At 49.8% G+C, this 24,497-nt stretch carries 23 protein-coding genes and 1 pseudogene; 18 read left to right on the top strand and 6 right to left on the bottom strand.

The features are described from left to right. Positions 1-55: 55 nt before the first annotated feature. The gene (locus A372_RS0103545; protein ID WP_019419464.1) at positions 56-313 is read right to left on the bottom strand and encodes a hypothetical protein; all 258 of its coding nucleotides are present in this window, start codon (positions 311-313) and stop codon (positions 56-58) included. Between the two features lie 97 nt (positions 314-410). On the opposite strand from A372_RS0103545, the gene A372_RS0103540 reads away from it, so the two are divergent. From A372_RS0103540 to A372_RS38995, 5 genes are all read left to right on the top strand, one after another. After that, on the top strand, positions 411-821 hold the full coding sequence (locus A372_RS0103540; protein ID WP_019419463.1) for a GNAT family N-acetyltransferase: 411 nt from the start codon (positions 411-413) through the stop codon (positions 819-821). Between the two features lie 162 nt (positions 822-983). Then, complete coding sequence (locus A372_RS0103535; protein ID WP_019419462.1) at positions 984-1,661, top strand: nucleotidyltransferase family protein; 678 nt, start codon at positions 984-986, stop codon at positions 1,659-1,661. 55 nt (positions 1,662-1,716) lie between these two features. Continuing rightward, positions 1,717-1,908, top strand: coding sequence for a hypothetical protein (locus A372_RS0103530; RefSeq protein WP_019419461.1), 192 nt, complete (start codon positions 1,717-1,719; stop codon positions 1,906-1,908). A gap of 256 nt (positions 1,909-2,164) precedes the next feature. After that, positions 2,165-3,133, top strand: coding sequence for a helix-turn-helix transcriptional regulator (locus tag A372_RS0103525; RefSeq protein WP_019419460.1), 969 nt, complete (start codon positions 2,165-2,167; stop codon positions 3,131-3,133). Positions 3,134-3,488: 355 nt separating this feature from the next. Continuing rightward, positions 3,489-3,617 (top strand): hypothetical protein, encoded by a 129-nt coding sequence (locus A372_RS38995; protein ID WP_019419458.1) that lies wholly within the window; start codon positions 3,489-3,491, stop codon positions 3,615-3,617. Positions 3,618-3,623: 6 nt separating this feature from the next. On the opposite strand, the gene A372_RS0103510 is transcribed toward A372_RS38995, so the two are convergent. After that, positions 3,624-4,718: a helix-turn-helix transcriptional regulator gene (locus tag A372_RS0103510; protein ID WP_019419457.1), complete on the bottom strand. Its 1,095-nt coding sequence runs from the start codon at positions 4,716-4,718 to the stop codon at positions 3,624-3,626. 160 nt (positions 4,719-4,878) lie between these two features. Here A372_RS0103510 and A372_RS0103505 point away from each other — a divergent pair, with 160 nt between their 5' ends. From A372_RS0103505 to A372_RS0103480, 6 genes are all read left to right on the top strand, one after another. Continuing rightward, entirely contained in the window at positions 4,879-5,592 is a 714-nt protein-coding gene (locus A372_RS0103505) for a class I SAM-dependent methyltransferase (RefSeq protein WP_019419456.1), read from the top strand. A gap of 15 nt (positions 5,593-5,607) precedes the next feature. Then, complete coding sequence (locus A372_RS0103500) at positions 5,608-6,690, top strand: saccharopine dehydrogenase family protein (protein WP_019419455.1); 1,083 nt, start codon at positions 5,608-5,610, stop codon at positions 6,688-6,690. Between the two features lie 149 nt (positions 6,691-6,839). Further along, complete coding sequence (locus tag A372_RS33135) at positions 6,840-8,423, top strand: AraC family transcriptional regulator (RefSeq protein WP_019419454.1); 1,584 nt, start codon at positions 6,840-6,842, stop codon at positions 8,421-8,423. Positions 8,424-8,508: 85 nt separating this feature from the next. Beyond that, a complete protein-coding gene (locus A372_RS0103490; RefSeq protein ID WP_019419453.1) occupies positions 8,509-9,546 on the top strand; it encodes a FecCD family ABC transporter permease in 1,038 nt (345 codons plus the stop codon). Then, the gene (locus A372_RS0103485; RefSeq protein WP_019419452.1) at positions 9,546-10,571 is read left to right on the top strand and encodes a FecCD family ABC transporter permease; all 1,026 of its coding nucleotides are present in this window, start codon (positions 9,546-9,548) and stop codon (positions 10,569-10,571) included. The genes A372_RS0103490 and A372_RS0103485 overlap by 1 nt, the downstream gene beginning before the upstream one ends. Positions 10,572-10,627: 56 nt before the next feature. Next, the gene (locus A372_RS0103480) at positions 10,628-11,620 is read left to right on the top strand and encodes an ABC transporter substrate-binding protein (RefSeq protein ID WP_019419451.1); all 993 of its coding nucleotides are present in this window, start codon (positions 10,628-10,630) and stop codon (positions 11,618-11,620) included. Between the two features lie 110 nt (positions 11,621-11,730). Here A372_RS0103480 and A372_RS0103475 read toward each other — a convergent pair whose 3' ends face one another. Beyond that, the gene (locus A372_RS0103475; RefSeq protein ID WP_019419450.1) at positions 11,731-12,183 is read right to left on the bottom strand and encodes an AbrB/MazE/SpoVT family DNA-binding domain-containing protein; all 453 of its coding nucleotides are present in this window, start codon (positions 12,181-12,183) and stop codon (positions 11,731-11,733) included. A 186-nt stretch (positions 12,184-12,369) separates the two neighbouring features. Here A372_RS0103475 and A372_RS0103470 point away from each other — a divergent pair, with 186 nt between their 5' ends. From A372_RS0103470 to A372_RS37150, 4 genes are all read left to right on the top strand, one after another. Further along, entirely contained in the window at positions 12,370-13,557 is a 1,188-nt protein-coding gene (locus A372_RS0103470; RefSeq protein WP_019419449.1) for an MFS transporter, read from the top strand. A gap of 127 nt (positions 13,558-13,684) precedes the next feature. Beyond that, complete coding sequence (locus A372_RS0103465) at positions 13,685-15,301, top strand: AraC family transcriptional regulator (protein ID WP_019419448.1); 1,617 nt, start codon at positions 13,685-13,687, stop codon at positions 15,299-15,301. Between the two features lie 179 nt (positions 15,302-15,480). Further along, the gene (locus A372_RS0103460; RefSeq protein WP_019419447.1) at positions 15,481-17,196 is read left to right on the top strand and encodes an ABC transporter ATP-binding protein; all 1,716 of its coding nucleotides are present in this window, start codon (positions 15,481-15,483) and stop codon (positions 17,194-17,196) included. Positions 17,197-17,879: 683 nt separating this feature from the next. After that, positions 17,880-18,101: a hypothetical protein gene (locus A372_RS37150; protein WP_157259419.1), complete on the top strand. Its 222-nt coding sequence runs from the start codon at positions 17,880-17,882 to the stop codon at positions 18,099-18,101. Here the strand turns inward: A372_RS37150 and A372_RS33130 are convergent. After that, positions 18,056-18,310: a hypothetical protein gene (locus A372_RS33130; RefSeq protein ID WP_157259418.1), complete on the bottom strand. Its 255-nt coding sequence runs from the start codon at positions 18,308-18,310 to the stop codon at positions 18,056-18,058. The two genes, A372_RS37150 and A372_RS33130, sit on opposite strands and share 46 nt — an antisense overlap. 836 nt (positions 18,311-19,146) lie before the next feature. On the opposite strand from A372_RS33130, the gene A372_RS0103445 reads away from it, so the two are divergent. After that, positions 19,147-19,698 (top strand): hypothetical protein, encoded by a 552-nt coding sequence (locus A372_RS0103445; protein WP_019419445.1) that lies wholly within the window; start codon positions 19,147-19,149, stop codon positions 19,696-19,698. A gap of 602 nt (positions 19,699-20,300) precedes the next feature. Here the strand turns inward: A372_RS0103445 and A372_RS33125 are convergent. Together A372_RS33125 and A372_RS33120 are read right to left on the bottom strand one after the other, a co-directional pair. Then, positions 20,301-20,771: pseudogene (locus tag A372_RS33125) on the bottom strand (sigma-70 family RNA polymerase sigma factor); the annotation flags it as partial. A gap of 292 nt (positions 20,772-21,063) precedes the next feature. Next, positions 21,064-21,993 carry a class I SAM-dependent methyltransferase gene (locus tag A372_RS33120; RefSeq protein WP_019419442.1) on the bottom strand — a complete coding sequence of 310 codons (930 nt, stop codon included), beginning with the start codon at positions 21,991-21,993 and terminating at the stop codon, positions 21,064-21,066. 297 nt (positions 21,994-22,290) lie between these two features. On the opposite strand from A372_RS33120, the gene A372_RS0103425 reads away from it, so the two are divergent. After that, positions 22,291-23,004 (top strand): Crp/Fnr family transcriptional regulator, encoded by a 714-nt coding sequence (locus tag A372_RS0103425; RefSeq protein WP_019419441.1) that lies wholly within the window; start codon positions 22,291-22,293, stop codon positions 23,002-23,004. 31 nt (positions 23,005-23,035) lie between these two features. Next, positions 23,036-24,427: a class II fumarate hydratase gene (gene fumC, locus A372_RS0103420; protein WP_019419440.1), complete on the top strand. Its 1,392-nt coding sequence runs from the start codon at positions 23,036-23,038 to the stop codon at positions 24,425-24,427. The last annotated feature ends 70 nt before the right edge of the window (positions 24,428-24,497 follow it).

Genomic DNA, 24,497 nt, shown 5'->3' with positions numbered 1-24,497 from the left:
AGGTCTCTTATTGTATGATAGTAAAAACCCTCAAATAATTGAGGGCAGCGGCAACTTAAAAGATCCGTCGCCGTCTCCGCGGCGTCTCCAACAAGACGATGGCCAAAAGATCGAAGAGCACCAGAGGCAATATAAATGGAACAAATGAAGTATGGACCTTTTTGGCGTGTTTCACTGAATTGACTTTTAAATATACTTTTTTGTCATCCACTTTGACAATTGTGCCCGTATATACATTTCCATTCTTGGCAGTAACTCGAACGAATTTGTTCAAGTACTTCACGCTTTTTTTGTAGTGGGATACGGAAGGCATAGAACTACCACCTTTACGCTTTTATTGATTAAGTTATGTGTGTCGTGACTTAAGGGTGTGGGCTGTCAAACATATGAGTGATTGAGGAGAAATGAAAATGGACATGAACATTCGCTATACAGATGAGGTGCCAAGTCCTGACCAAATTTACTGTCTATACGATTGCTTCGGGTGGAACGAATTTCTAAAGTTGTCCAAGGTGCAGTTGCATCAGGCGATGGTCCAAAGCTGGTCTGTCATTAGCGCCTATGATGAAGATGCATTGATTGGCACGGGACGGATCATATCGGATGGTGTGATGAACGCTTATCTGTGCGGTTTAGTCGTTCATCCAGACTATCAGGGCCAGGGGATAGGAAGCGAAATAGTGAGGCAGCTAGTTGAAAAAAGTCGGCAAAAAAACCTGCATGTTGAGCTTTTTTGTACAGAGGAGTTAACCAATTATTATGAAAAGCTCGGGTTTGATGTATTTGCTGCAGGCATGAAGGACAAACGGCGGGACGTTTAAGCAAATGCCAGGCGGCCGGAGAGAGCCTGAGGAAGAGTTCTCCATACGGCAAGCAGGGAACTGTATGAAGAGACGGGAGCAGTTCAATTTGATCTGACACCCTATGGAGTGTGCTCCATTGATCGAAGTGTAGGTTTGGTCTGTTTTGCTGAGGTCCACGACATGGATACTTTGCCCCAGTACGAGCTCGAGGAGATACGGCTGGTTGATTCGTTGCCTGACAATATGAACTACAGAGGGTTGTATACCAGATTGGATACACCATCCATTATAACCAAGACGGGGGACAAGCCAGTGAATGATGCAGAACTGCTCAAGTCGTTTTTTCTTTCGCAAGCAGACTTGCTGAAGGAATTGAAGCTAGTGGAAAGCTTGAACTTGCCTGAATGCTACATTGCGGCAGGATATGTTCGCAACCGGATTTGGGATATGCTGCACGGATACGAGATGTCCGATCTGAATGACATCGATGTCGTCTATTACAATGTGGAGGATATTACAGAAGCAACGGACATCCTCATTGAGAACCGATTGATCGAAGTGACGGGAAATGAAAAATGGTCAGTTAAAAATCAGGCACGGATGCATCTGAGAAATAATAACGCGCCTTATCAGTCTACAAGTCATGCTTTAAGCTACTGGACCGAGACCGCGACGGCTGTAGGAGTGAGATGGCGTAATAATGAGATAGAGATTTGCAGTCCGTATGGCTTGGATGATTTATTTCAGATGCATGTCAGAAGGTGTCCGTTATTTGAAGACGTACATTTTTTTAGAGAACGTGTTCATGCAAAGAAATGGCTGGAAAGGTGGCCGTTATTGAAAATGATTGAAACCTAAAATTATAGGCTCAGCTTCAGATACTACGAAATAAGTAACAAAGCATGGAATCGCATTGGAGCATAACGATTGGAAGGACATTAGAGCCAATGTCACTTGGTTCATTCAGGCCAAAGATACGGTAGAAATTGAAGATATACAGGAAGAAGGGATGGAACTTACCGCACCATTCCAGGAAGTCTTTCCTCAGCTGTCCACATTGCTTGCGAAGGCAAGAGTAACGAATGTTACACGACCATGGATTTGATCATGTGGTGCCCGCAGATGGGTATCCTGAGTAGACCTTATATCGCATTATGGAATGTCCGGATGTAACAGCCTGGATTGAAACGGTTGCCGCACAACATATAGCGAGATGTCATTCATAAGCGAAGAAGTTGTTCAACGACGATTGAACGGCTTCTTTTTTTCATATAAAATAATACAATGATAATCATTATCAGTAAAGTGGAGGGATATATGACATCCCATGCGCCATGAGCGACGGAACGGAGTGAGATTTATTGAACACGACAGACTTTCATTATAACTTCAATACCTTTTTCGATGAACTGGCATTGCAGCGGCAGCATGCGGGACGCACTGAGCATCTGCCATTCCATTCGCGCATCGGCGAAGGGATGATCCGCCGCTTTGTGCCTCGCTTCGATATGGAAGTGGTCATATCCGATTATCGGCTGCATCGGGACCGCGCAATCAGCCTTCCTTCCGGGACGGCCATGGTGGAATTGAGCTATTGCTTGCAAGGCACGAGACGGACCCATCTGGCAGGAACTTGGCACGAAACCGCCTCTGACAGCTGCACGCTGCAATTCGTGAATGATGTGGATGCGCGCTTCGAAATGAACGGAGACGAAGACTATGTCATGCTCGGCATCGGCATCCCCGTGCCGACCTTTCACCACTTCATGGAGGAAGGGAACGGCAGGCGCTCGATCAGCTTTGAGCAGATTCTCGGCGGGGGGGCTTTCCGCATGTTCCGGGAGACGATCGAGCCGTCCGCCTCGGTTATCGTCAAGCAAATCATTCAATCCGCCAATACGGCGAATACCCGGAATCTGGAGCTGGAGTGCAAGGTGCTGGAACTATTGTCTTTGGCGTTTCGCTCATTCTTGTTCGAAGGAAGGGTAGAGTCGTCGAAGCTGTCGCGAACCGATGTGGAGAGAATTAAGCAAGCGCGAGATATTATGCTGGAGAATATGTCGGAGCCGCCCTCTCTCATCGAGCTGTCCCGGATGATCGGCATGAACGACTATAAATTGAAGGTCGGCTTCAAAGAAATGTACGGAACGACCGTATTCGGTTATTTGCGCGGCAAACGGTTGGAGAAGGCCTGCCTCTTGCTGCAGCAAGGGGATGTCAATGTGAACGAAGCCAGCTGTGCTGTCGGGTATTCGAATCCGAGCTACTTCGCCGAAGCATTCCGAGAGAAGTATGGCATCAATCCTGGCGAGCTCGCTCGGCGTTATTGAGCAGCGGGATTCGCCGCCTTAATGACAAAGCGAACACGCCCCGTTGGAAAATATACATTGAAACGAACGCATTCGGCGGTTATCCGGCACGTGGACTGTAATATGTACAGTGGATTCGCTATTTTTTCAGCGATTGTGCTGAATGAGTGTCAAAGCACTGCATAAAATTCAATGAAGCCTACGCGAAAGGAAGTATGCGTGCTGTTCCATTGTACAAAATCCAATGTATTGTGCATGACGAAAGCAGAGCTTCGGCAGACCAAGCATATTCTGGCTGCTGCTATATCCGCGATTGCGGTGGTGAATTCCATCAAGCGTTGAGAACTTGCGCATGCTGGAGTGATCATGGTCCAATATGGCGCCACCTATGAACATGCAGCTTGGATCTGCCGCGGCAAGCGCATATTTATTAGAAGGCCGCGGCGATCCTGTCACTGTCGGGACGGTCGGCGCGAAGCTGAGTTATTTCCGCGCGCGCCGGTAGGTTGCCTTACATGTCCGGATGCAGACTGAACCGGGAGAGCATGTGCCAGGTAAGCTCTCTGCGGCTGGTAACGCCCGTTTTGGCAAATATCGATTTTAAATGGTCCTGCACTGTATAGGTAGAAATATGAAGCGTCTTGGCAAGCTCGGCGGTGGAACAGCCTCTTACTACCAGCATGAGAATGTCTTTTTCGCGTACCGTCAATTCATACGCTTCTGCGATGAGCGGCAGGATATCGGACGCTGTGGCGGGTTCGAACCAGACGGCCAGTTGGATGGAAGCGTCCGATCCCTTAAGCTTGCTGGCGCGAATCGTGACAAATGGGCCGTCAGGCATCCGAATGCAGACCTTCGCCAAGGAAGTTCGCTCGGGGGGGACGGCGTCTGTCTCTGCTAGCGCACGGGAACAGACTGCACGCACCGGGCGCGGCAGGGTCTGCTGGCCGATTCGTTCCCACTCTTGCAGCAGGGAGAGCCAATGATCGGCCGTTGCATTGGAAGAGATAGGGCGCAGCTGCTCGGAGAGGAGCAATATCCCCGGTTCCGAACCCTTCCATTTTTCATCCTCAGCCGGTACCGTCAAGCTTGCCTTACGCATAAAGCGGGCCATGGACGGGACGAGGGAAGAGATGAAGGCACGCTCAGTCTCTTCGAATAAAGGATGCTCATGACGGCGGTATAACGTTAAATAACCCCAGCAAGCCCCTTCGCACACCAAGGCAGCCCGCATTTCATCCTTGAAGCCGGCGGGGAGCAAAATATTCCGGTACCGTGCGCTTTGTTCCAAGCGGCCTTCCGTCGCTTCGCTCAATGTAGCGACGGGATCGGATGCTCTCGCCAATGTATGATAAGAGTTGAAATCCTCGACCTCGCGCATGTATTCATGTTCGAACAGACTATGATGAATCGCTTCTACCCCTTCTTCAGTAATGGCCCCTGTAGACAGCAATGTCTGCGGGTCCACAGCGGTGCAGCATGCGCCCGCGAAGGGCACCGCCTCGCGCAAATACTGCAACATCGTCATCCTGTATTGTTGTGAAGAAGCAGAGCTCTCCGCCAGAGTCAACAGCTTCTGTGTGACTGAATCCATCTTCGCGTCCATGTCGTATCTCCTCTGCTGCGTTCTCTCGATCATCGCTTAACAATCCCAGAATAGTGGGATGGTGCTTCTGCTCTGCATCGGTATAATTGAGAATAATTCTTATTGTAAGTGTACAGGAAGCGCAAGTAGTTGGAAAGCTGAAATGACAGGAGCGATGATGATGAATCACTCACAATCTCCGATGAGCTGGGATGATCCGGACGTACATCGGTATGTGGAGACCATTTCTATAAAAATACCAGGCTATCACTTGCTGTACGACATGACCGACCGTCTTATGACCGCGCAGCTGCAGAGCGGCAACGATCCGGCCGAAGTTCTGATTGTCGGCGCAGGCGGGGGGCAGGAGATTATCACCTTCGGCAGCAGACATGAGAGCTGGCTGTTTACAGGCCTCGATCCGTCTGCGCGCATGCTCGATGTGGCGCAGCTTCGTGTCGATCGGGCCACGCTTGGACATCGAGTGTCGTTCATCGAGGGCACAATTGCTCGGCTCGCACAGGCTCAACGATACGATGCGGCCACCTGCATGCTTGTGCTTCATTTCGTCCAAGGCTTGTCGCAGAAGCGGGAGCTGCTGTGCCGTATAGCCGAACATCTGAAGCCGGGAGCGCCGTTGTTCTTGGCCTCGTTGAACGGAAATCCGAATTCAGAGGCATTTGCTGTACAGATGCTGGCATGGAAAAGCCACATGCTTGAGCATGGCATCCCCCTTCAGGAATGGGAGCAATTCGCAGACTCTATCGGCCATGGCAGCGATCCGGTGCCTGCATCGATGGTTGCGGAGCTGCTGGAGGAAGCAGGCTTCACACAGGTCACGCGCTATTTTGGCTCTTATTTGATCGATGGATGGTTTGCCGTAAAAGCAGAATAAAGGATGGAGACAACGATGAAGGACAACATTGTAGTAGTTGGCGGGTACGGTCATGTGGGGAAAATGATTTGCAAGGAATTGGGCGACTTATATCCTGGCAAGGTGTATGCGGCGGGCCGCAATGTTGAACGTGCAGAGCAGTTCTGCCGGTCAACCTCCGGCAAAGTGAAGCCCTTAAAGCTAAACGTCCAAGAGGCAGCCGATCCCAACATGCTGGCTCGCGCCAAGCTCGTTATTATGTGCCTGGATCAGTCGGATACCGCTTTCGTCCGGTCCTGCTTCAACAGCGGCACGCATTATGTAGATGTATCAGCGAACCGCGCCTTTCTTGCCCAGGTGGAGCAAAGGCAGGAAGAAGCTGCGGCGAATGGCGCTACGGCTATCCTGAGTGTTGGTCTTGCGCCAGGCTTGACGAATTTGATGGCTCTGCAAGCTCAACAGCTGATGGATGAGACGAAGTCGATCGATATATCCATTATGCTCGGGATGGGAGACCAGCACGGTCAAGCCGCTATCGAGTGGACGGTGAATAACCTGAACACGAGCTTCGAAGTCATACAAGATGGACGACCGATTACGGTCGCTAGCTTCACGGACGGGAAGCATATAGATTTCGGAGCCGATTGGGGGCGCAGAGCCGCTTACCGGTTTAATTTTTCGGATCAACAGACGCTTCCCCGCACGCTCGGCGTGCCGACCGTATCCACGCGGCTCTGCTTCGACTCGGCTGCGGTGACGGCATTGTTCGCCGGAGCAAGGGCAGCGAAAATGTTCAGCTTATTGAAAGTAGAATGGATTCGCCGCGCGGTCGTTCGCAGCTTCGGTATGATGCGCATCGGGGAAGAGACGTTTGCCGTCAAAATCGATGCCCGGGGCTGCAAGGCAGGGGAGGATGCATGGGTCGAGTGCTTCTTGCACGGAAAAAATGAAGCCGAAATTACAGCCAGAGTCGCAGTATTTGCAGCTAATGCCGTATATGGCTCCTCCTTCCCGCACGGCGTATATCATATGGAACAGCTATTCGGACCGGAGAGTCTTCAGGCCGTGACGCGAGAAATAGCTGATCTCGAAATCCGCATCGACCGCAGGAAACAATGAACCGAGCTATCCCTCAAGTGATTTATCTGCTTTTGGGACAGCTCTCTTTTTTTTTATCATCTTGCAAGCCCTCTCAATTGCCCATACAATCAATTGTGAGAATGATTATCAATTGATAACTGAATGGCTAGTGATAATGGGAGGATGCTATGGAACGGCCCGATACAATGCCCAATGTGTTTGACATCATCAATGTACAGTTGTTTACTGCTTCTTCCGCAATGAAATCGATTGAAGCTGTCACTGAACATCAGCACCGCATCATTCTGATGACGGAAGGAAAAGCAATCATTCATGACGCGCATTCGAGCGACATGCTGGACAAGGGGGAGCTTATCGCGCTTGCCCCCGGAACAGGCAGCATTTCATTTGAGCTGCTTACCGAATCTGCTGCGGTGTATTGTATTGAATTTGCCGCAGCAAGAGGATTCAGAGACGGGGATAATTGGCGAATCACAGACACCACCCTGCCGCTGCAGGGTAGAATGCAAGTTCATCCGCTCTCGATTGCACATCACCGGATGGATGAGTTGTTCCGCTGCTGGCACAATGAACCGTCTGATTCTATTTTGCTGCAAATCCGGTTTCAAGAGCTCTGGCAGTTGATCTTGTCCGGGGTGTCGCGAACGGAGAACCAACCGAATACGAAGGCGGTGCTGCGAAATATTCGGGAGCATATGGATAAGCATTTTATCGAACAATTTCAGGTAGAAGAGATAGCGAGATTTTCCGGAATGACATCCAGCGCCTTTTATGAACAATTCAAAGAATATACTTCTCTCAGTCCGCTGCAATACATTACCCATAAGAGAGTGGAGCAAGCGCGCCGTCTGCTGTTGTCAGAAAAAATGAAAATTCAGGATGTGGCGCAAATGGTTGGCTATAACGACGTTTGTTATTTTAGCCGCGCATTCAAAAAAACGACAGGACTCTCTCCATCCCACTACGTGAAATCGCTGAGCAAGAAAATAGCCGTGATCCATCCTGCTTTATTCGGGAATCTCCTTGCATTGGGCGTACCGGCGGAGAAGCTTGTGCCGCTGTGGAATGATTGCGATCACAAGTCTCCCTATCGGCGCAATACGGCAGGGGAGTTCAATCTCGACAAATTGCGCAGGGAAGAACCCGACTTCATCATCGGAACCGATCATGCGGCGGAATGGCATGACGAATTGGCTGCTATCGCGCCAACTCACTTCATTACGTTTAAGCCATTCACTTGGCGCGAGCATTTCACCCAACTTGCAGCGATCATCGGAGTAGAGGAAGTGGCGGAGCAATGGTTGTTTTATTATGATTTGAAAACGGCAGCGGCACAGCGGCGCATCCGCAAAAAAATGCGCAATGAAACGGTGCTCGCCGCACGGATATCGAATCAGGGCGTCCGAGTGTTTGGCGCGAATCGACGGAAAATCGGAAAGTTTCTGTACGGTGAGCTGCAATTGAACGCGCCTGAAAGCACGTACGGCTTTACGTTCACCGATCTATGCAAGCTGGAACAATTGAATGAATTCCGTGCGGATCATATTTTACTGTTTCGCGATCAGGGGCAGGCTTGGCGCGGTGAAATTCCGTTGCAGGGAAATATCCATCTTACCGGCATATATCCGTGGTTCCATTATTCGGCGCTCGGTCATGTACAGGCGCTGGATGAAGCGCTTATCCATTTTGCGGATGCAACAAGTGGAGGATTGTACAACAAAAAAAGCAGGTTTGGCTATGTCAATTTCTAGTGATTTCTGCAAAAATAATATTGATAATGAATATCAATTTCAACTCAGATTCATTGATTGACCATGATGGAGGATTGGAATTCCGATGACCCTATTGAAGACGCTGCCTCATCACACACCCCTTCGAACCCGTCCGTGGGCAGCGACCGTTATTATTTGTGCCGGCCTGTTCCTTATCGTGATTGGTATCGGTGCCTCCATTGTAACGGGGGTCGCCAACATTACATTCGGCACGGTCTGGAATTCGATCGTCGCTTACGATGCACAGAACGACCACCATGTCATTATACGGGAGCTGCGTATGCCGCGCGCGCTGGCCGGCGCATTGGTAGGTGCGGCATTTGCCGTCGCAGGCGCGATAATGCAGGGGATGACCCGCAATCCGATTGCCGATACCGGCTTGCTTGGCATCAACGCCGGAGCTGGCTTTGTTCTCGTGCTGGTGTTCGCGTTCGTGCCATGGCTGCCTTTCAAGTATATCATTCTGTTCTCGTTCATCGGGGCGGGACTAGGTGCATTACTCGTATACGGCATTGCCTTCATGTCCCGTGGCGGGCTATCTCCACTGAAGCTGGTATTGGCCGGAGCGGTCGTTGGCTCGCTTATTACGGGGCTCAGTCAGGCATTGACATTGCTTTTTCAAATCAATTATGACTTGGCCTTTTGGACGGCGGGCGGCATTTCAACTGCTGAATGGTTTCAAGTTTCCGTCATGCTGCCGTGGATTATTGGCGGACTGCTTGTGGCCATGCTCATTTCCCGTTCCATCACGATACTGAGCTTGGGGGAAGATGTGGCAGCGGGACTTGGCCAGCGGACGGGGTTGATTAAAGGCATTGGCACTTTCGTCGTCATGATATTGGCAGGCGCTTCGGTCTCTACGGTTGGAGGTGTTGGCTTTATTGGCCTTATTATTCCGCACTTGGCCCGGTTCTTGGTCGGAGTCGATTACCGCTGGATTATTCCTTGCTCCGCTATATTGGGGGGAGCGCTGGTCGTCTACGCCGATATGGGAGCAAAATTGATCGCTCTTCCCTATGAGACACCGCTCGGGTCCATTATTGCGGTCATAGGTGTTCCTTTCTTTCTTTATCTGGCCCGTAAGGAACGGAGGGAACTGTAATGAATCCACATCTGTTCGCCCAAGCACGAAGAAAGCGGAGTATCAGGCTCATCATGTTGTTCGCACTGCTGCTGCTGATTGGTTTTATCATCAGCCTGAACACAGGACGGTATAGCATTGCACCGTATGAAATATGGCAGACGTTGATTGGCGAAGGTTCGAAAAAACAAAATATCGTGTTATTTGACCTGCGACTGCCTCGAATGATCATCGCTGTGTTGATGGGGGCGGGGTTGGCGGTATCGGGTGCTGTTCTGCAGGGGATTTCGCGCAATGGCTTGTCCGACCCAGGGATTCTCGGAATTAACTCCGGTGCCGGACTAGCCGTCCTGTTGTTTGTATCGTTCTACCCGACTGCGCAAGTTGCCCCTCCATTCTTCATGCCCTTCTTAGCCCTGATTGGGGCAGGGGTGACAGCAGCCATCATCTATATGCTGTCTTATAAAAAAGGGCACGGCATTTCACCTACTCGTCTGCTGTTGACCGGCATTGCGGTAGGCGCCGGCTTCAGCTCCGCCAGTATTATTTTGACGTTGCAGTTGAACCCGCGCAATCTCGAATTTGTCGTGACCTGGCAAATGGGATCGCTATGGGGTTCGAACTGGGAGTTTGTCCTGGCTCTTCTGCCTTGGATCGTCATTTTGCTGCCGATCGTGTACTGGAAAGCGCGAGTGTTGAACATGCTTAGCTTGAACGAACAGCTTGCCAGCAGCCTTGGAGTATCGATTAACAAGGAGCGGCTTATACTGATCACCGCAGCGGTCGGCTTGGCCGCCTCCTCTGTAGCTATCGGCGGAGGCATCGGGTTCGTCGGGCTGCTTGGGCCCCATATCGCCAGACGATTGGTTGGTCCGCAGCATCAATACATGCTGCCCATTACGGCGGGAGTCGGCGCCTTGCTCGTGTTGGCCGGAGACACAATCGGCCGCAGTCTGATGGAATATACGGAAGTTCCCGCGGGCGTGGTCATCTCGTTATTGGGCGGTCCTTACTTTATTTACTTGCTGATGCGCTCAGGTAGATAGGGAAGCTGGAACGGTCATTTTTCACACAGATATATTCGTAAAGGGGTTCGAAAAACATGGAAAAATCGAAATGGATAGCAAGTATACTATCGGTTCTGCTCGCCTCGTCTGTATTAACAGCTTGCGGCGGGGGGACGCAACAAGGTGCTGCTGGTGAGACACCGGCGAACACGGTTCAGCAGTCTGATGAACCAGCACAGCCAGAGCAATCGGCTTTCCCGCGTATGATCCAACATGTGAAAGGCGAGCTCGTTCTGAAGAAGAGGCCGGATAGAATCGCCAGCGTCGACATTATGGCGACAGACTATTTGCTTGTGCTGGACGAATCCCCGATCGTGTCAGAAGGCTTCGGAACGAAAGATAAATCGCCGATATTTGCGAAATATGCAGCAGGAAAAAAGGTAACCGATCTGGGCGGCAAAACGAATCTGGAGACGCTGCTGGAGATGGAGCCTGATCTCATTGTCATCAGCAGTACAGGCAAGGCCGACCGATTTGAAGAATTCAACAAGATGGCTGATACCGTCGTGATCGATTACTCGCTCGACGCACCGTCCCGTCTAATGAAATTTGCGGAGCTCGTAGGCAAAGAAGAAAAGGCGAAGGAAGTGATCGCCGAATTCAACAAGCTGAAGCAGGACGCAACGGCTGCAGCCGCCAAGCATCAAGGGGAAACGGCGCTATTTTTAGTATCTAACGGGAAAGATTTTACCGTCATCCATCCGAAAAACTTCCCGATATTTTATGAGGACATCGGCTTGACGCCAGTGAAGGGATTGCCGGAAGACGGGAAAATCGGCGGGCGGATCGGCATCGAGGCGTTGAGTGAATTTGGCGCCGACCATATATTCATCGCGGAGAACCGCAGACAGATGAATCCGGATGATCCGCAAGGAATGATCAACATCTGGACGGATAATCCGGTATGGAAGAACCTTAAAGCGGTGAAAAACAATCAAGTCTATTCGGTTGATACACTCGTCGGCGATACGTTTTTTCTTGGGCAGATCGCTGGCCTCGAGGCAATCAAGGAGCATCTCGGCAAGTAAAATGAATTGTATTGTCGAGCATTCCCAAAACTCAAATATGATTGTTTGCGGAAAAAACAGAGCTCCTTCGTAAATGGAATACGAAGGAGCTCTTGCTATTGTCTACAGCCTTATTCGTGAGCGTTCAATTCTTTCTTGAGCTGGCTGATCCGGCTTGCGCTGACTCCCAACATTAGGGCCAGGTCTTTCTGGTTGGCATTAGGATACTGCTGCATCGCTTGCTGCAGCCGTTGCTTCATTTCCGACGCTTTTGTGTTCTTGCGTGTTGATTGCGGCAATTCTGGAAGTGGTGTAGTGATGTCCTCATGCGGATGGAAAGACGGCTTTAAATCTGTGATACAGGACTGGCAGACGAACTGTTCTTTATAGTAAATCACGTTGTCGAGCCCGCGGCAGAAGGTGCATTCCGTGGACTTGTATTTTCGTATTACAATTACGTTGTCCTCACTGATGAAAAACTCTACAGGGTCGCCAATTTCAATGTTGCGTGTCATCCGGATTTCGGCCGGAATGACAATCCTACCAAGCATATCCAACGCTCGTATCATGCCAGTGTTTTTCATTTTCGTTTCCCCACATTCACCATGTATTTATCCTTATTATACCAATAATGCCACGAGAAATGAAACTATGAAAATAGATTCTCCCGTTAACCAGCAATGGACTCCGTCAACAGGTAGATGCGCGATCAGATGAATAGTAAGATATGTTCCTAAGAACGTAAGTCGTTATCTGTTGAGAAAGGGAGAATGGAATTGAAATACAAGTTTTCAATTATGTTTCTTATCGTCTTATGCGGCATGATCTCGATTGCGACATTTAATCCTATCATAGGCCCACTATCCCGTACGTTGGGGCTAAGCGAGATTCAATCGGGAATATTAGTGTCGGTATCGGGCATTTGTTGGCTCTTGGGAGGGTTTTTTTGGGGGAAAAAGACATTCATGAGCCGCAAAAAAATGCTCGTATCGATTATGCTCGTCTATGTGGTTACGCTGGCCGGCTTTGGTCTGCTCGCCGATTATGCCACTCGGCTCGTGACCAACCCGTCGACCCTCTTTTGGATTTTCTTCTGCTTGCGCGCCTTAGCAGGATTCTTCTTCGGCGGAATTCCCGCCAAGGCGCAGGCGTATGTCATGGGGTGGACGACGCAGCAGACCCGCACCCAGGGCATGGCACTGTTCGGCGCGGCGAACGGACTTGGATTCGTATTGGGTCCGGCGCTTGGGGGACTGCTTGCGGTAGTAAGCTTGACCGCTCCGATGTATGCGGCTGCGGCGCTTCTACTCGCAGTGGCTATCCTGCTGCTGTTGTTCATTCCCGACGAGCCGGAGGGAGAGGTGCGACGTCACTCAGCCGCGCTTTCACCCAATGACGCGCGGATTCGTCTCTTTTTATGGATTGGCTTGGCGCTATCCGCCGCGCTGAACATCGTTCAGGTGACGATCGGCTTCTATGTGCAGGATCGGCTGGACTATAATCCACAGCGTGCGACGCAGCTTATCGGAGCAGGGCTGGCCATTTCTGGGGTGATGGTGGTTGCATCGCAAATCCTGATTAGCAAATACTTGAAATGGCAGCCGAAACGCTTGCTGACTGTCGGATTATCGTGCGTTGGCTTAGGGCTGATCGGTTTGTTGACGCTCATCCATCATTCGTTCGTAGGGTTTACGGTATTAGGAATCGGGATCGGCTTTACGATGCTCGGCTATAGTGCAGGGGCTTCGTTGGCGGTGCTCGATCATGAGCAGCGAAGCGTCGCTTCTTACATCGCTTCGGTTCAAGGGGGCGGGGCATTCCTCGGACCGCTTGCCGGAACCATGTTATACGCAGCACATGTGACGTATCCGTACGTGTTCTGCGTGCTTCTGTTGAGCCTATTAATCGTATGGGTGCTCAGAACAAGCAACAAACAGCAAGCGCAAGAATCAATGTGAGTTTCTTGCGCTTTCAACCTCAAAAGAGTCTCTCAGTATCTTGAAGCTGTTCAATAATGATTGAACGGCTTCTTTTTTTAATATAGAATGTAATAGTGATAATCATTATCAGTTTAGGGTGGTACGTATGTACGAACAGGATATAAAGCCGATCACACGGCGTTCTTTATTTTATGCGTTGACGGATATTCGTTACTATGTTCAGCTTCTGAACTATGAACCAGGCACACTCATGGCTGCCCAATACTCGATTCTAGCGATTGCAGCGGGAGAAGGGCGCCTGAATATCAATGGAACATGGTGCCGCTTGGAACGTGGGAAAGGCTTCATTCTGACTCCTGACATGAAGGTGTCTATCGAACAAGACAGCGAAGCTGCGCTTGAATACTACTGTGTGGCTTTTGAAATTCTACGGACATTAGGGTCAGGCGGAGAATTGCATAGCGCCAGCAATGACGAAGCTCCGACATTTCCGTGCGAGGGAGAGGTGGAGCTTCATCCTTTCTCCTGGTATATCGAGCTGATCGAGTCCATCTATCGTTTCCGGTATGAGAGTGATGAAATAGGTTCCTTTCAGAACTATGTCCGGTTTCAAGAGTTGATCGCACATATACTGGAAAATAATGTGGCGGGCGCGGATCAGACGGACACGCGTGCAGCCGTTGCGCTCTCGATCGAGCGGTTGCGTCACCGTTTCTGCGAGCAGATGACCGTGGATCAGATGGCGACGGAAGCGAAGGTGGGCCGATGGCAATATACGCGTCTGTTCAAACAATTAACCGGCACGATTCCTCTTGATTATCTCAATGAGCTGCGCATGAGTCGGGCCAAAGAGCTGCTGTTGTGCACGGAAGACCGGCTCCATGACATTGCGCTCAAAGTGGGATTCAGCAATGAGTATTATTTCAATCGCCGCTTTACACAGACGGTCGGTATTACGCCCACCCGGTATAGACTCATGCATCGCGACGATATCCGGGTCATCTCCCCATATTTGGAGGATTTTCTGATAGCGCTCGGCATTACGCCTGTCGTACAATGCTCGCATTCCTTATGGGGCAAGCAGGATTACCTCGGTCTGGATGAGACTCCTGTATTCGACGTCTCGTCTGGCCGATACGAAGTGTTGTCGCAATACGAGCCGGACATCATCATGATCGATGGGGGAATGAATCGAACGAACTTCGAGCCGTATGCGCCGACCTATCAATTGGCAAGGATTAGCGAGGATTGGCGTTCGTCGCTGAGAACGATGGCCGATTGGTTCGGGAAGGCGGACAGAGCGGAGGAAGTAATTGCCCAGTATGAGAGTGAAGCTGCCGCTGCTAAGAGCATCTTAAGCCGGACTGCCAAAGGACAATCGATCGCGGTTCTGCGGATCACTTCGAACGGTATCGCCTTGTATGGCGGAGCCGACATGGGGTATACAGGTCCCGTGTTATACGGATCTTTAGGACTGACGCCGCACCCGCTCGTGGAGCAGCTGACACACGGAACGAGAAGGGCCGACTTGCCGCTTGAATGGCTGCATCAGCTTGACGCCGATCATTTGTTCATTACGTTCGAGAAGCAGGAGTCGTCCATAGACGGGGAGGAACGGAAGCTCTTGGACCATCCATTATGGCGGAAGTTGCCTGCGGTACGGAATCAGTGCGTATATGAGGTTGATTTTTTGACGTGGATGAATTATGGTGTTATTTCGCATCGCAAAAAAATAGATGATGTGCTGCAGGCGCTCGCTTGATCCCCCGACTTGAGTTTGTACAAAAAAAGCATGAAGATTGTCCATTGTCTCCGCAGAAGATCGTAGACTACAATTTCATATGAAAATGAGTATCGATATCATGTTAATGGATGTGTGCTCCTGACGGCTGAAGACTCTGCTCATTTTACATGATACATAACAGAAAAGAGGGATTGTTTTTGTTAAGGCGCTTTTTCGCTTATTACCGTCCATATAGAAGCTTGTTCATTCTTGATTTCTCCTGCGCGGTCATTGCCGCGCTGCTGGAGCTCGGCTTCCCGCTTGCCGTCAACAAAGTGGTTGACCAGCTGTTGCCGACGGGGAATTGGAAATGGATTTTGTGGGCGTGTCTCGGTTTACTAGCTATCTATCTCATCAATATGGTACTTCACTTTGTCGTTACGTACTGGGGTCATATGCTCGGCATCAACATTGAAACCGACATGCGGAAAAAAATGTTCGACCACTTGCAAAAGCTGTCGTTCCGCTTCTTCGACAACAATAAGACCGGACAGCTGATGTCCCGCATATCCAACGATTTGTTGGAAATCGGCGAAGTGGCGCATCATGGGCCGGAGGATTTGTTCATCGCCGTCATGACGCTGCTTGGCGCATTTGGACTAATGCTCGGGATCAATTGGAAGATGGCTGTGCTGACGTTTATCGTTGTGCCGTTTCTCCTGTGGCTGGCGCTATACTTCAATCGGAAGATGATGGGCGCCTTCCGGCGGATGATGTCCGATCTGGCCGATGTCAACGCACGGGTCGAAGATAGCATTGGCGGCATTCGCGTCGTTCAAGCGTTTGCTAACGAGCCCTATGAAAAAGACTTGTTCGCTAAGAACAATGGGCGCTTTCGGCTGACGAAGCTTCTGTCCTATAAAATCATGGCATGGAACACCTCGATTAGCTACATATTGATGCGGATCGTAACCGTGTTCGTGCTGTTGTGCGGGACTTGGTTCGTCATTCAGAACGAGTTGAGCTACGGCGAGTTTCTCGCCTTCATCCTGCTGACGAACGTGTTCCTAGGGCCAATCCAGAAGATTAACACGGTCATTGAGAGCTATCCGAAAGGGATCGCCGGCTTCAAGCGTTACGTCGAAATTCTCGACACGGAACCAGATGTGGCCGAAGCGCCGAATGCAGTGGAAGTAGATCACCTGCGCGGCGACATTCGCTTCAAGGACGTATCGTTCGGCTACGATCAGGATAAGCCTGTCTTGAACAATATCCGCCTGAACATTCGGGCAGGGGAGACGGTTGCGTTCGTCGGTCCGTCAGGAGCGGGGAAGACGACCTTGTGCAGTCTGTTGCCGCGCTTCTACGACGTGAATAAGGGCAGCATCTCGGTCGATGGCATCGATATTCGAGAGTTCAAGCTGGCGTCGCTGCGCAAGCAGATCGGTATCGTGCAGCAGGATGTGTTCCTGTTCTCTGGCACGATTCGGGAAAATATCGCGTACGGGAAGCTGGACGCGAGCGATGAGGAAATATGGGAAGCGGCTCGCCGGGCGCGGCTCGCGGATTTCATCCAGTCACAGCCGGAAGGCATGAAGACGATTATCGGCGATCGGGGCGTGAAGCTCTCTGGCGGACAGAAGCAGCGGCTTGCCATCGCGCGGATGTTCTTGAAAAATCCGCCGATCCTCATTCTAGACGAAGCGACATCGGCGCTTGATACCGAGACGGAAGCGGCGATTCAGCAATCGCTGGCCGAGTTGTCTAAAGGGCGCACGACACTCGTCATCGCTCACCGGCTGGCAACGATCCGCAATGCGGACCGTATCGTCGTTGTGACGGAGCAGGGCATTGCGGAGCAAGGAGCACATGAAGAACTTTTAGCCGTTGGCGGTATGTACAGCCGTTTGCACCACGCACAGTTCGGCGCTTAGACATGGATTAAGAAGCTCACGGTATCATATATACGAATTTGTGGCCCATGGGGAAGTGGATTATTGCCCCGTGGGTCTTTTTGTTGGATAACGTAAATCAATCAGACGTGTGAAAAAGCAAAAAGGACTACTCATTCGTGATAAAGATAAAATAAGGGTAAATAATCTCGAAATAGGTTGCTTATACACCGGCATGTACAGCCAAAGAACAGACAGGGCGGAAGTGAAACAGCATGGATGCAATCTGATCATCGGACGTGGGGGAGTGGAAGGAGTTAATGTCATATGACTCTAAGGTTGAAGGGCAGACCGCCCCCACCTTTTTTTTATCCCATTCTTCATTGGATTTTGTCCAATGAAACAGCGAGGTATATCACTTCAAGGTCGCTTTCATTGGAATTTGTCCAATGGTTCACACTCCATCTGCACCAATCGCTGTAAAACAGCCGGATTCCATTGGACAAAATACAGTCTGAACGCTTTTAGCCGTCTGAGTGACAGATTCCGCTGTATGTTTTCCAATGGGGCATATGGTGCGTAATTATGTTGTTTCTGAAACTGTCTGGACTGCATGGAGAGAGTATATATGAGACTGATAAGTAAAAACCGTTGGAGGAATGGTACAATCCTTGCTCTTGGGGATGTCTGAATTGAGGAAGTCTATATAAGGTTAAACGCGGCAGATGCTCGGAAAGGAGTATCAAGGGCATGCTGCCTATAATCATCGCTGCCGCTTGAGAAGCCTTTCCGTTGCAGTGCCGCATTTACTGACCGATGCGTGCCAGCTTATCCGGATTACGGATGAAATAGAGCCGCTGCGCAATTCCCTTAGCGGTATGAAAGAGGATGACTGTGTCAATCACAGCGCCGTTGCGAATGACGAGACCAACCTGACCATTGAGTGAGGTTCGCTCCATGGTGAGTTGGCCTTGCTATGAACCGTTTTGCGGGTCAGGCCAAGCAGGAAGCGGATGATGCGATCCCGTGTCTGGATCGGATGGCTCGCCGCTGTTGCTTTGCCGCCGCCATCAGAGATGAGGATGGCATCTTCGGACAGCAGGGTTAGAATCGTTGGCACGTCTTCTTTCACTACCGCTTCCACGAATCGGTCCACCCATGCTTCACCGACGATGGATGAGCGTACCGTTCGGTGCTCGGCCAGATCCATTTCCGATCAAAGCCGGCAGCTGCCGGCATTCCTTTTTTGGCGCCCTTCCCACGCCACCGGGTACCCGCGGTTGCGGAGCGCAAGCGCAGCAAAAAGCCCAATGGAACCTAGAGCAACTTTCCGGTTTTACCGGTTAGAGGCTCTGGATCGCTTGGGCTTTAGGGGTGGTGGGCCTTCGTGGCCGGTTTCTCTAAGATTTTGAACGGGGATGAGGGAATGCAGAAGATCGTGCTGCAAGAGGCTTTCACAAAGCATTCGAAGATACAAGGCATAACCTATTTTCCATCGCCGGCACGTTGGTTGTCAGAAGAGAAACTGCCTTCATCGAACGTGCATGGCACGGCAAAAAGGACATGGCTCCTAACGGATCCATGTCCTCCCGTACAACTTCCTCATTGTTATCATGCTAACCGGTAAACCTGGTTCTTCATTCTTTCAACCGGGCCAATCTGACGAATCAACCAGGCACATAAAAGAACGTCTGGCCAGGTCCGATACAGCTCCCCGTCCATCCGGATACACTGCTGACGTGCAGCATTCGCGAGACTGACCCAAGTAGGCGAGCGATGATTTCTCGAATCATTACCGGTACCATAACTCTCTTGGTCATGGCTATTATTGCCTTATTCTGTCGTATATGCTACATCTACTAGGCATTTTGGACTAATTAACTTTTTAGGATATTGTTTCCATTGTGTGTATGATAATATTCATCCCGTAAGCCCATAAATTGTATTGAGAGGTGATGGAGTTCGAAAAAAACGTTATTGGTATTATGCTCGATGTTAATGCTTTTCGTAATTCTTGCACCCGGTGCTTTTGCTCAAAGTCTGGATAAACCAGTTTCTCCCGAAAATGTAATTGATATTATCAAGCCTTATGTGGATGTAACAGAGGAAGGAAAAATTCAATTTAAGGATGTTCCAGAGAGTATTTACGACAAATACAATTTAACAAACCTGCAAAAGCACTTTGATGAACTCAATGCTTTAGTCGAAAAGGATTCCATTGTTATTAACAAGGATTTGAGTATTGATAATGAGGCTCTCACTCCCACCACTGTATACGGCCAATGGACTTATTATTGGTGGGGATATCATCGTTATTTTACAAATCAACAAACTTTAGAAGCCATTGATTACTATAATTCAGTTGCTGCTGGAGGGGCTATTATTACAGGCGCTACAGCTTGGCTTCCAGCTATATCAGGTTTTACGGCTGCAACATCTGGATACTTTTGGTTGTTGGCTACACGGTTTAGTGCCAACAACAATGGAAATGGTGTTTATGCTGGAGTAACTTGGTTGGCGGTATTCTCTATTAATCCTCTATAATCGAGTAACTCGCAAGGAGAACAACCTATGTCTACTACATTAGCAACTATAGTATCATCATTAATCATATTGATATCTCTCGCATACCCATTTATTTATTGGAAGAAGAAGAAAAACAACACACATCTCCAAGCTGGCTATAAAATCATTTTTGTCGTCATTTTTGTTCTGTTAGCTATTATTGTTATTAATTTACTCGCGTAACAAGAGACTAAAGGAGGGACAATTTCCTTCCTTTAGTTTTTTTCGTGTTAGGAAAGATTTATAAGTTCGAGAAGACGAATGGATTCTGATTTCACCGGTGTATATTGACATAAACTTCCCCTCTTTGGAGAAGAGACTATTCGCCTCCAAGCAAAGAAGAAGCACATAAATCATCTATATTATAATTCTCCGTTTGCGATTGAGAATCATGGTCTTTATGGGCGCCAGCAGGAATTACGAATTATCAAAATTGTCCTCCATCATAGACTACCTCTTTCACCTTACGATTGAACTGCCCGCGGAGAGCGCGAACATCACTCAAATAATTACTTCTTTCTTTTCAAGAGATTTCCTTACTCCTGACCTAGTACCAATCGCCCTTGGTATCGTAATGCCACCATCTTCTCCCTTGCCCGGCTGAGAAGCTTGCGGCAGTTCGCCTCGGTCTTGCTGAGCAGTTCGGCAGTGTCTGTATACTCGAACTCGAACGCCTCCCTTAGCACAAACACAGTCCGTTCCGCAGGCGTCAGCCGCTCCAGCAGCACGAGCAAGCCGTACGATAGCAAGTCTTTGCGAATCAATCTTTCCGACAGGTCGGATTCCGGCAAAGGCAGCGGTTCAGGAAGCCACGACCCAAAATACAGCTCTCGCTTCTTTCGCGCTGACCGGAGCAGATCGTGGCAGCAATTGATCGTCATTTTACAGAGATATGCTTTCGGTTGTTCCGCCAATCGTTCGGGATCAACGTTGTGGACTTTAACAAATACGTCCTGTACGGCGTCTTCCGCATCAGCGACCGTTCCGGTCAACTGATACGCCAAGGTGAAGAGCAGCGGCTTATATTGCGTAAATAGCTCGTTCCACTCCATTACGCTCCCATTCCTTTCTATTGAAGACGGGCACTATCCCATGCCCATTTCTGTATTTCCCAGTCCCGTTTCCCGGCAATAATAAAATGAATTCCCCATTTTTGCAGCCACATGACAGCTTGCGCTGGACTAAACCCGAAGCAGCAAATGCTCGGTTTCCGTTAAGGTGCACATATAACGAGGAGTGCCGCTTATTTGTGACAATCGAGCCGAATCCATTACCCCGATGATGTCCAAGTGCCGCTGCAGACGGCCATAAGTAGGACGTAGGAAAGGCTGTCCGTTTTACGTTCTATTCCGTTTTCATGATCGCCGTCGTTACCGCCCCGTGCTTAATGACACGGAACCGTTCTGAAGTCATGATGACATCTTCTAAAAAGGGGATTTGGGGCGTGTATACAAAGCTGCCTCCGACTTTGAGAGAGTGAAGCATGTTTGTGAATTTAGTCATGTATTCCCGGTATTTCCCGTCTTTGCGATACAAATGATGTCCGAAATGGTTCGAGAAGGCCATATGCGAGATCATCATACCCCAATGATTATCTGGAAATTTCGTGTCAGACCAGTTCCGGTTCATGAACCAGCCATTGTCTTCCACCATCCGATCCATGCCGTAGGCTTCGATCCCGTTCGCTCTCAAGTAATTGACCAGCTTCCCGCTATGGCCACATCCAATATCCAACACGGGCTCCATCATCTGCTCGAGATCAAGATGCAGCATACAGATTTGAAATTCGGGCCGGTATTCGGCACAAACGATTTCAAACGTGTGCTCACTAAGCTCGTATTTCTTAAATATGTCCTTCCCGTTCGTGTCGATGAGAAACATGCGCAGCTGGTTATAATGAACGGCAAAAACGGCTCGAATTGCTTGTTCCGGGAGGGGGAAATGATGATGGAGAATATCCCGGATCTGTTGCATAAATGTATAGTTGACCACGCTCAAGCGCGCATAATCCTTAGATGTAAAATTCAAAAATTGATTCGTTTTTATGAATAGCTCAATAATTTTACGGGTGCTGTACTGTATTAACTGACCTTGCTCTTGAAAATGAGCGGGGGAAAAGAAGGCTCGAAGCTTCTCCGTGTCATGCTTGAACAACTGAATGGTTTCTTGAGCTGGCTCTGTTGCAAGACTGCCCTTCAGTCCCGTATAGAACAGGCTTTTCGTACCATTATATTGAAGCTGGTGATCCACGATTCGAATGAATGGTTTGAGCATGGGTTCACTCCTTTGTTGTGGACGATCAGGTGGGAGGGGGGCACGGGTATCATCCAATGCGTACGGTATGGAACTGACTGCAGCACTTGCGTCATGTTCACAATTCAGTACCAGCTATAGTACATGAATGCTGCAGCATAATCAATGACATGTTCTAAAAAAGGGCTAAAATTTACTATGATAATGATTATCAATATCATTAAAATGTGTTATAATAAGGGAAGCTGATACGGTCACACTCTGCTGTCATCACGATACATTTTTGAACAACGCACTAATAGGAGGTGGAGAGCTGTTATGGTTGCAACGACGTCCGCACCAATTACGAAAGCCTTGAAATCCATAGCTCTGTTCCAGTATTTTAAAGATTGGGAGCTGGAAGCGATGGCCAATGTTTCAGCTTTGCGTCCATATAAACGCAATTCCCAATTATTTTGTCAATATGATCCTATGGATAATATATACTTTGTTATTAATGGCAGAATTCGAATTTACCGGATTAGTGAGGAGGGCAAGGAGCAAACTTTTTATATGGCATCAGACGGGGAAATGTTTCCGAATGAAGGGTTCTTCCGCAATGGGAGCTATACCGCTAATGCGGCAGCCGAAACCGATAGTCTGTGTCTGGTCACTGCGCTGAAGCCGTTCGAGGAGATCTTGATACATAATTCAGACATGACCACGAGATTGTTTCAATTGCTGACGGATAAGATTATTGATCTGCAGACCCGGCTGGAGGAAAAATCATGCTATACTTTGAAACGTCAAGTCATGGCATCGCTCATTCGCTTAAGCAACACCCATAGTTCCGCTTGTGAGGGGGGATGGAATAAATTCGATACCCGGCTTACCAATCAAGAGCTGGCTGGCATGGTCGGCACGACGCGAGAAACGGTCAATCGGTGCCTGAACGAATTGAAGAAGCATGAGGTCTTGACAGCCAGCAACGAAGGGTACCTCATGATTCGAACGGAAATGCTGCGGCAAATGCTGCATGGAGTAGGCAACTAAACTGACGAATACGATATGAGGAGGAATCGCCATGGATTACCGAATCGAGCACGACACGTTAGGAGAAGTGAAAGTACCCGCTGACAGGCTTTGGGCGGCTCAGACCCAACGCAGCTTTGATAACTTCCGCATCGGCACGGAACAGATGCCGCTGCCGCTCATCCGCGTATTCGCCATCTTGAAAAAAAGCGCGGCGCTGGCGAACCGCTCGCTCGGCAAGCTGGAGCTGGAGAAGGCGGATGCGATCGTTGCGGCGTCGGATGAGATTATCCGCGGCGAGCTGGACGATCATTTTCCGCTTGTCGTCTGGCAGACAGGGAGCGGCACGCAGACGAACATGAACGTCAACGAGGTGATTGCCAATCGCGCCAATCAATGGCTGCAGCAGCGCGGAAGCGGCTTGCGTATTCATCCGAATGACGATGTCAACCGTTCGCAGAGCTCGAACGATACGTTCCCGGCGGCAATGCACGTCGCCGCTCTCTTGGCAATCGAAGATGAGGTGCTGCCGGCATTGGCTGAATTGAAACGTACGCTCCAGGACAAGAGCGAGGAATTCCAGGACATCATCAAAATCGGCAGGACCCATCTGCAGGACGCGACGCCGTTGACGCTCGGACAAGAAATAAGCGGCTGGGTCCGTATGTTGGATAAGACGGAACGCATGCTGAAGCAAAGCGCGGAGTATACGCAGGAATTAGCAATTGGCGGAACGGCGGTCGGGACCGGGATCAATGCCCATCCGCAATTCGGCGCTCTGACGGCAGCGGAGATTAGCAAGCAGACCGGCAAGACGTTTACATCCGCCGTCAACAAATTTCACGCTCTGACGAGTCATGATGAACTCGTGCATGCACATGGAGCATTGAAGGCGCTGGCGGCCGATCTGATGAAGATCGCCAATGACGTGAGATGGCTGGCTAGCGGGCCACGCTGCGGCATTGGCGAGATTACGATACCGGCCAACGAGCCCGGAAGCTCCATTATGCCGGGCAAGGTGAATCCAACACAGAGCGAAGCAATGACGATGGTCGTCTGCCAAGTGATGGGCAATGACGCGGCGATTGGCTTTGCGGCCAGTCAAGGTAATTTCCAGCTGAACGTGTTCAAGCCGGTCATTATCTACAATTTTCTGCAATCGGCGCGCCTGCTGGCCGATGCCATGCGTTCTTTCCATGACCATTGTGCAGTCGGCATCGAGCCGAATCGGGCAGCGATTCAGAGCAATCTCGATAAATCGCTCATGCTCGTCACCGCATTGAATCCTCATATCGGCTATGAGAACGCGGCCGCGGTGGCGAAGCTGGCTCATCGAGAAGGAATGACGCTCAAGGAAGCGGCGCTGCATAGCAAGCTGTTGACCGAGGAGCAATTCGACCGCATCGTGCGGCCTGAACATATGATTGCACCGACAGAAGAGTGAGTCGTGCGTTACTGAGCGATTGTCTGCGTTATAAGCAGACAATCGCTCTTCGTATTATTAGGTCAGCCAG

It is taken from the genome of Paenibacillus sp. OSY-SE (genome assembly GCF_000283315.1).
In the GTDB taxonomy this organism is placed as follows: Bacteria; Bacillota; Bacilli; order Paenibacillales; family Paenibacillaceae; genus Paenibacillus_B; species Paenibacillus_B profundus.
Note: the sequence above shows the minus strand (reverse complement) of the source record. Positions and strands in the feature narration are given on the sequence as shown.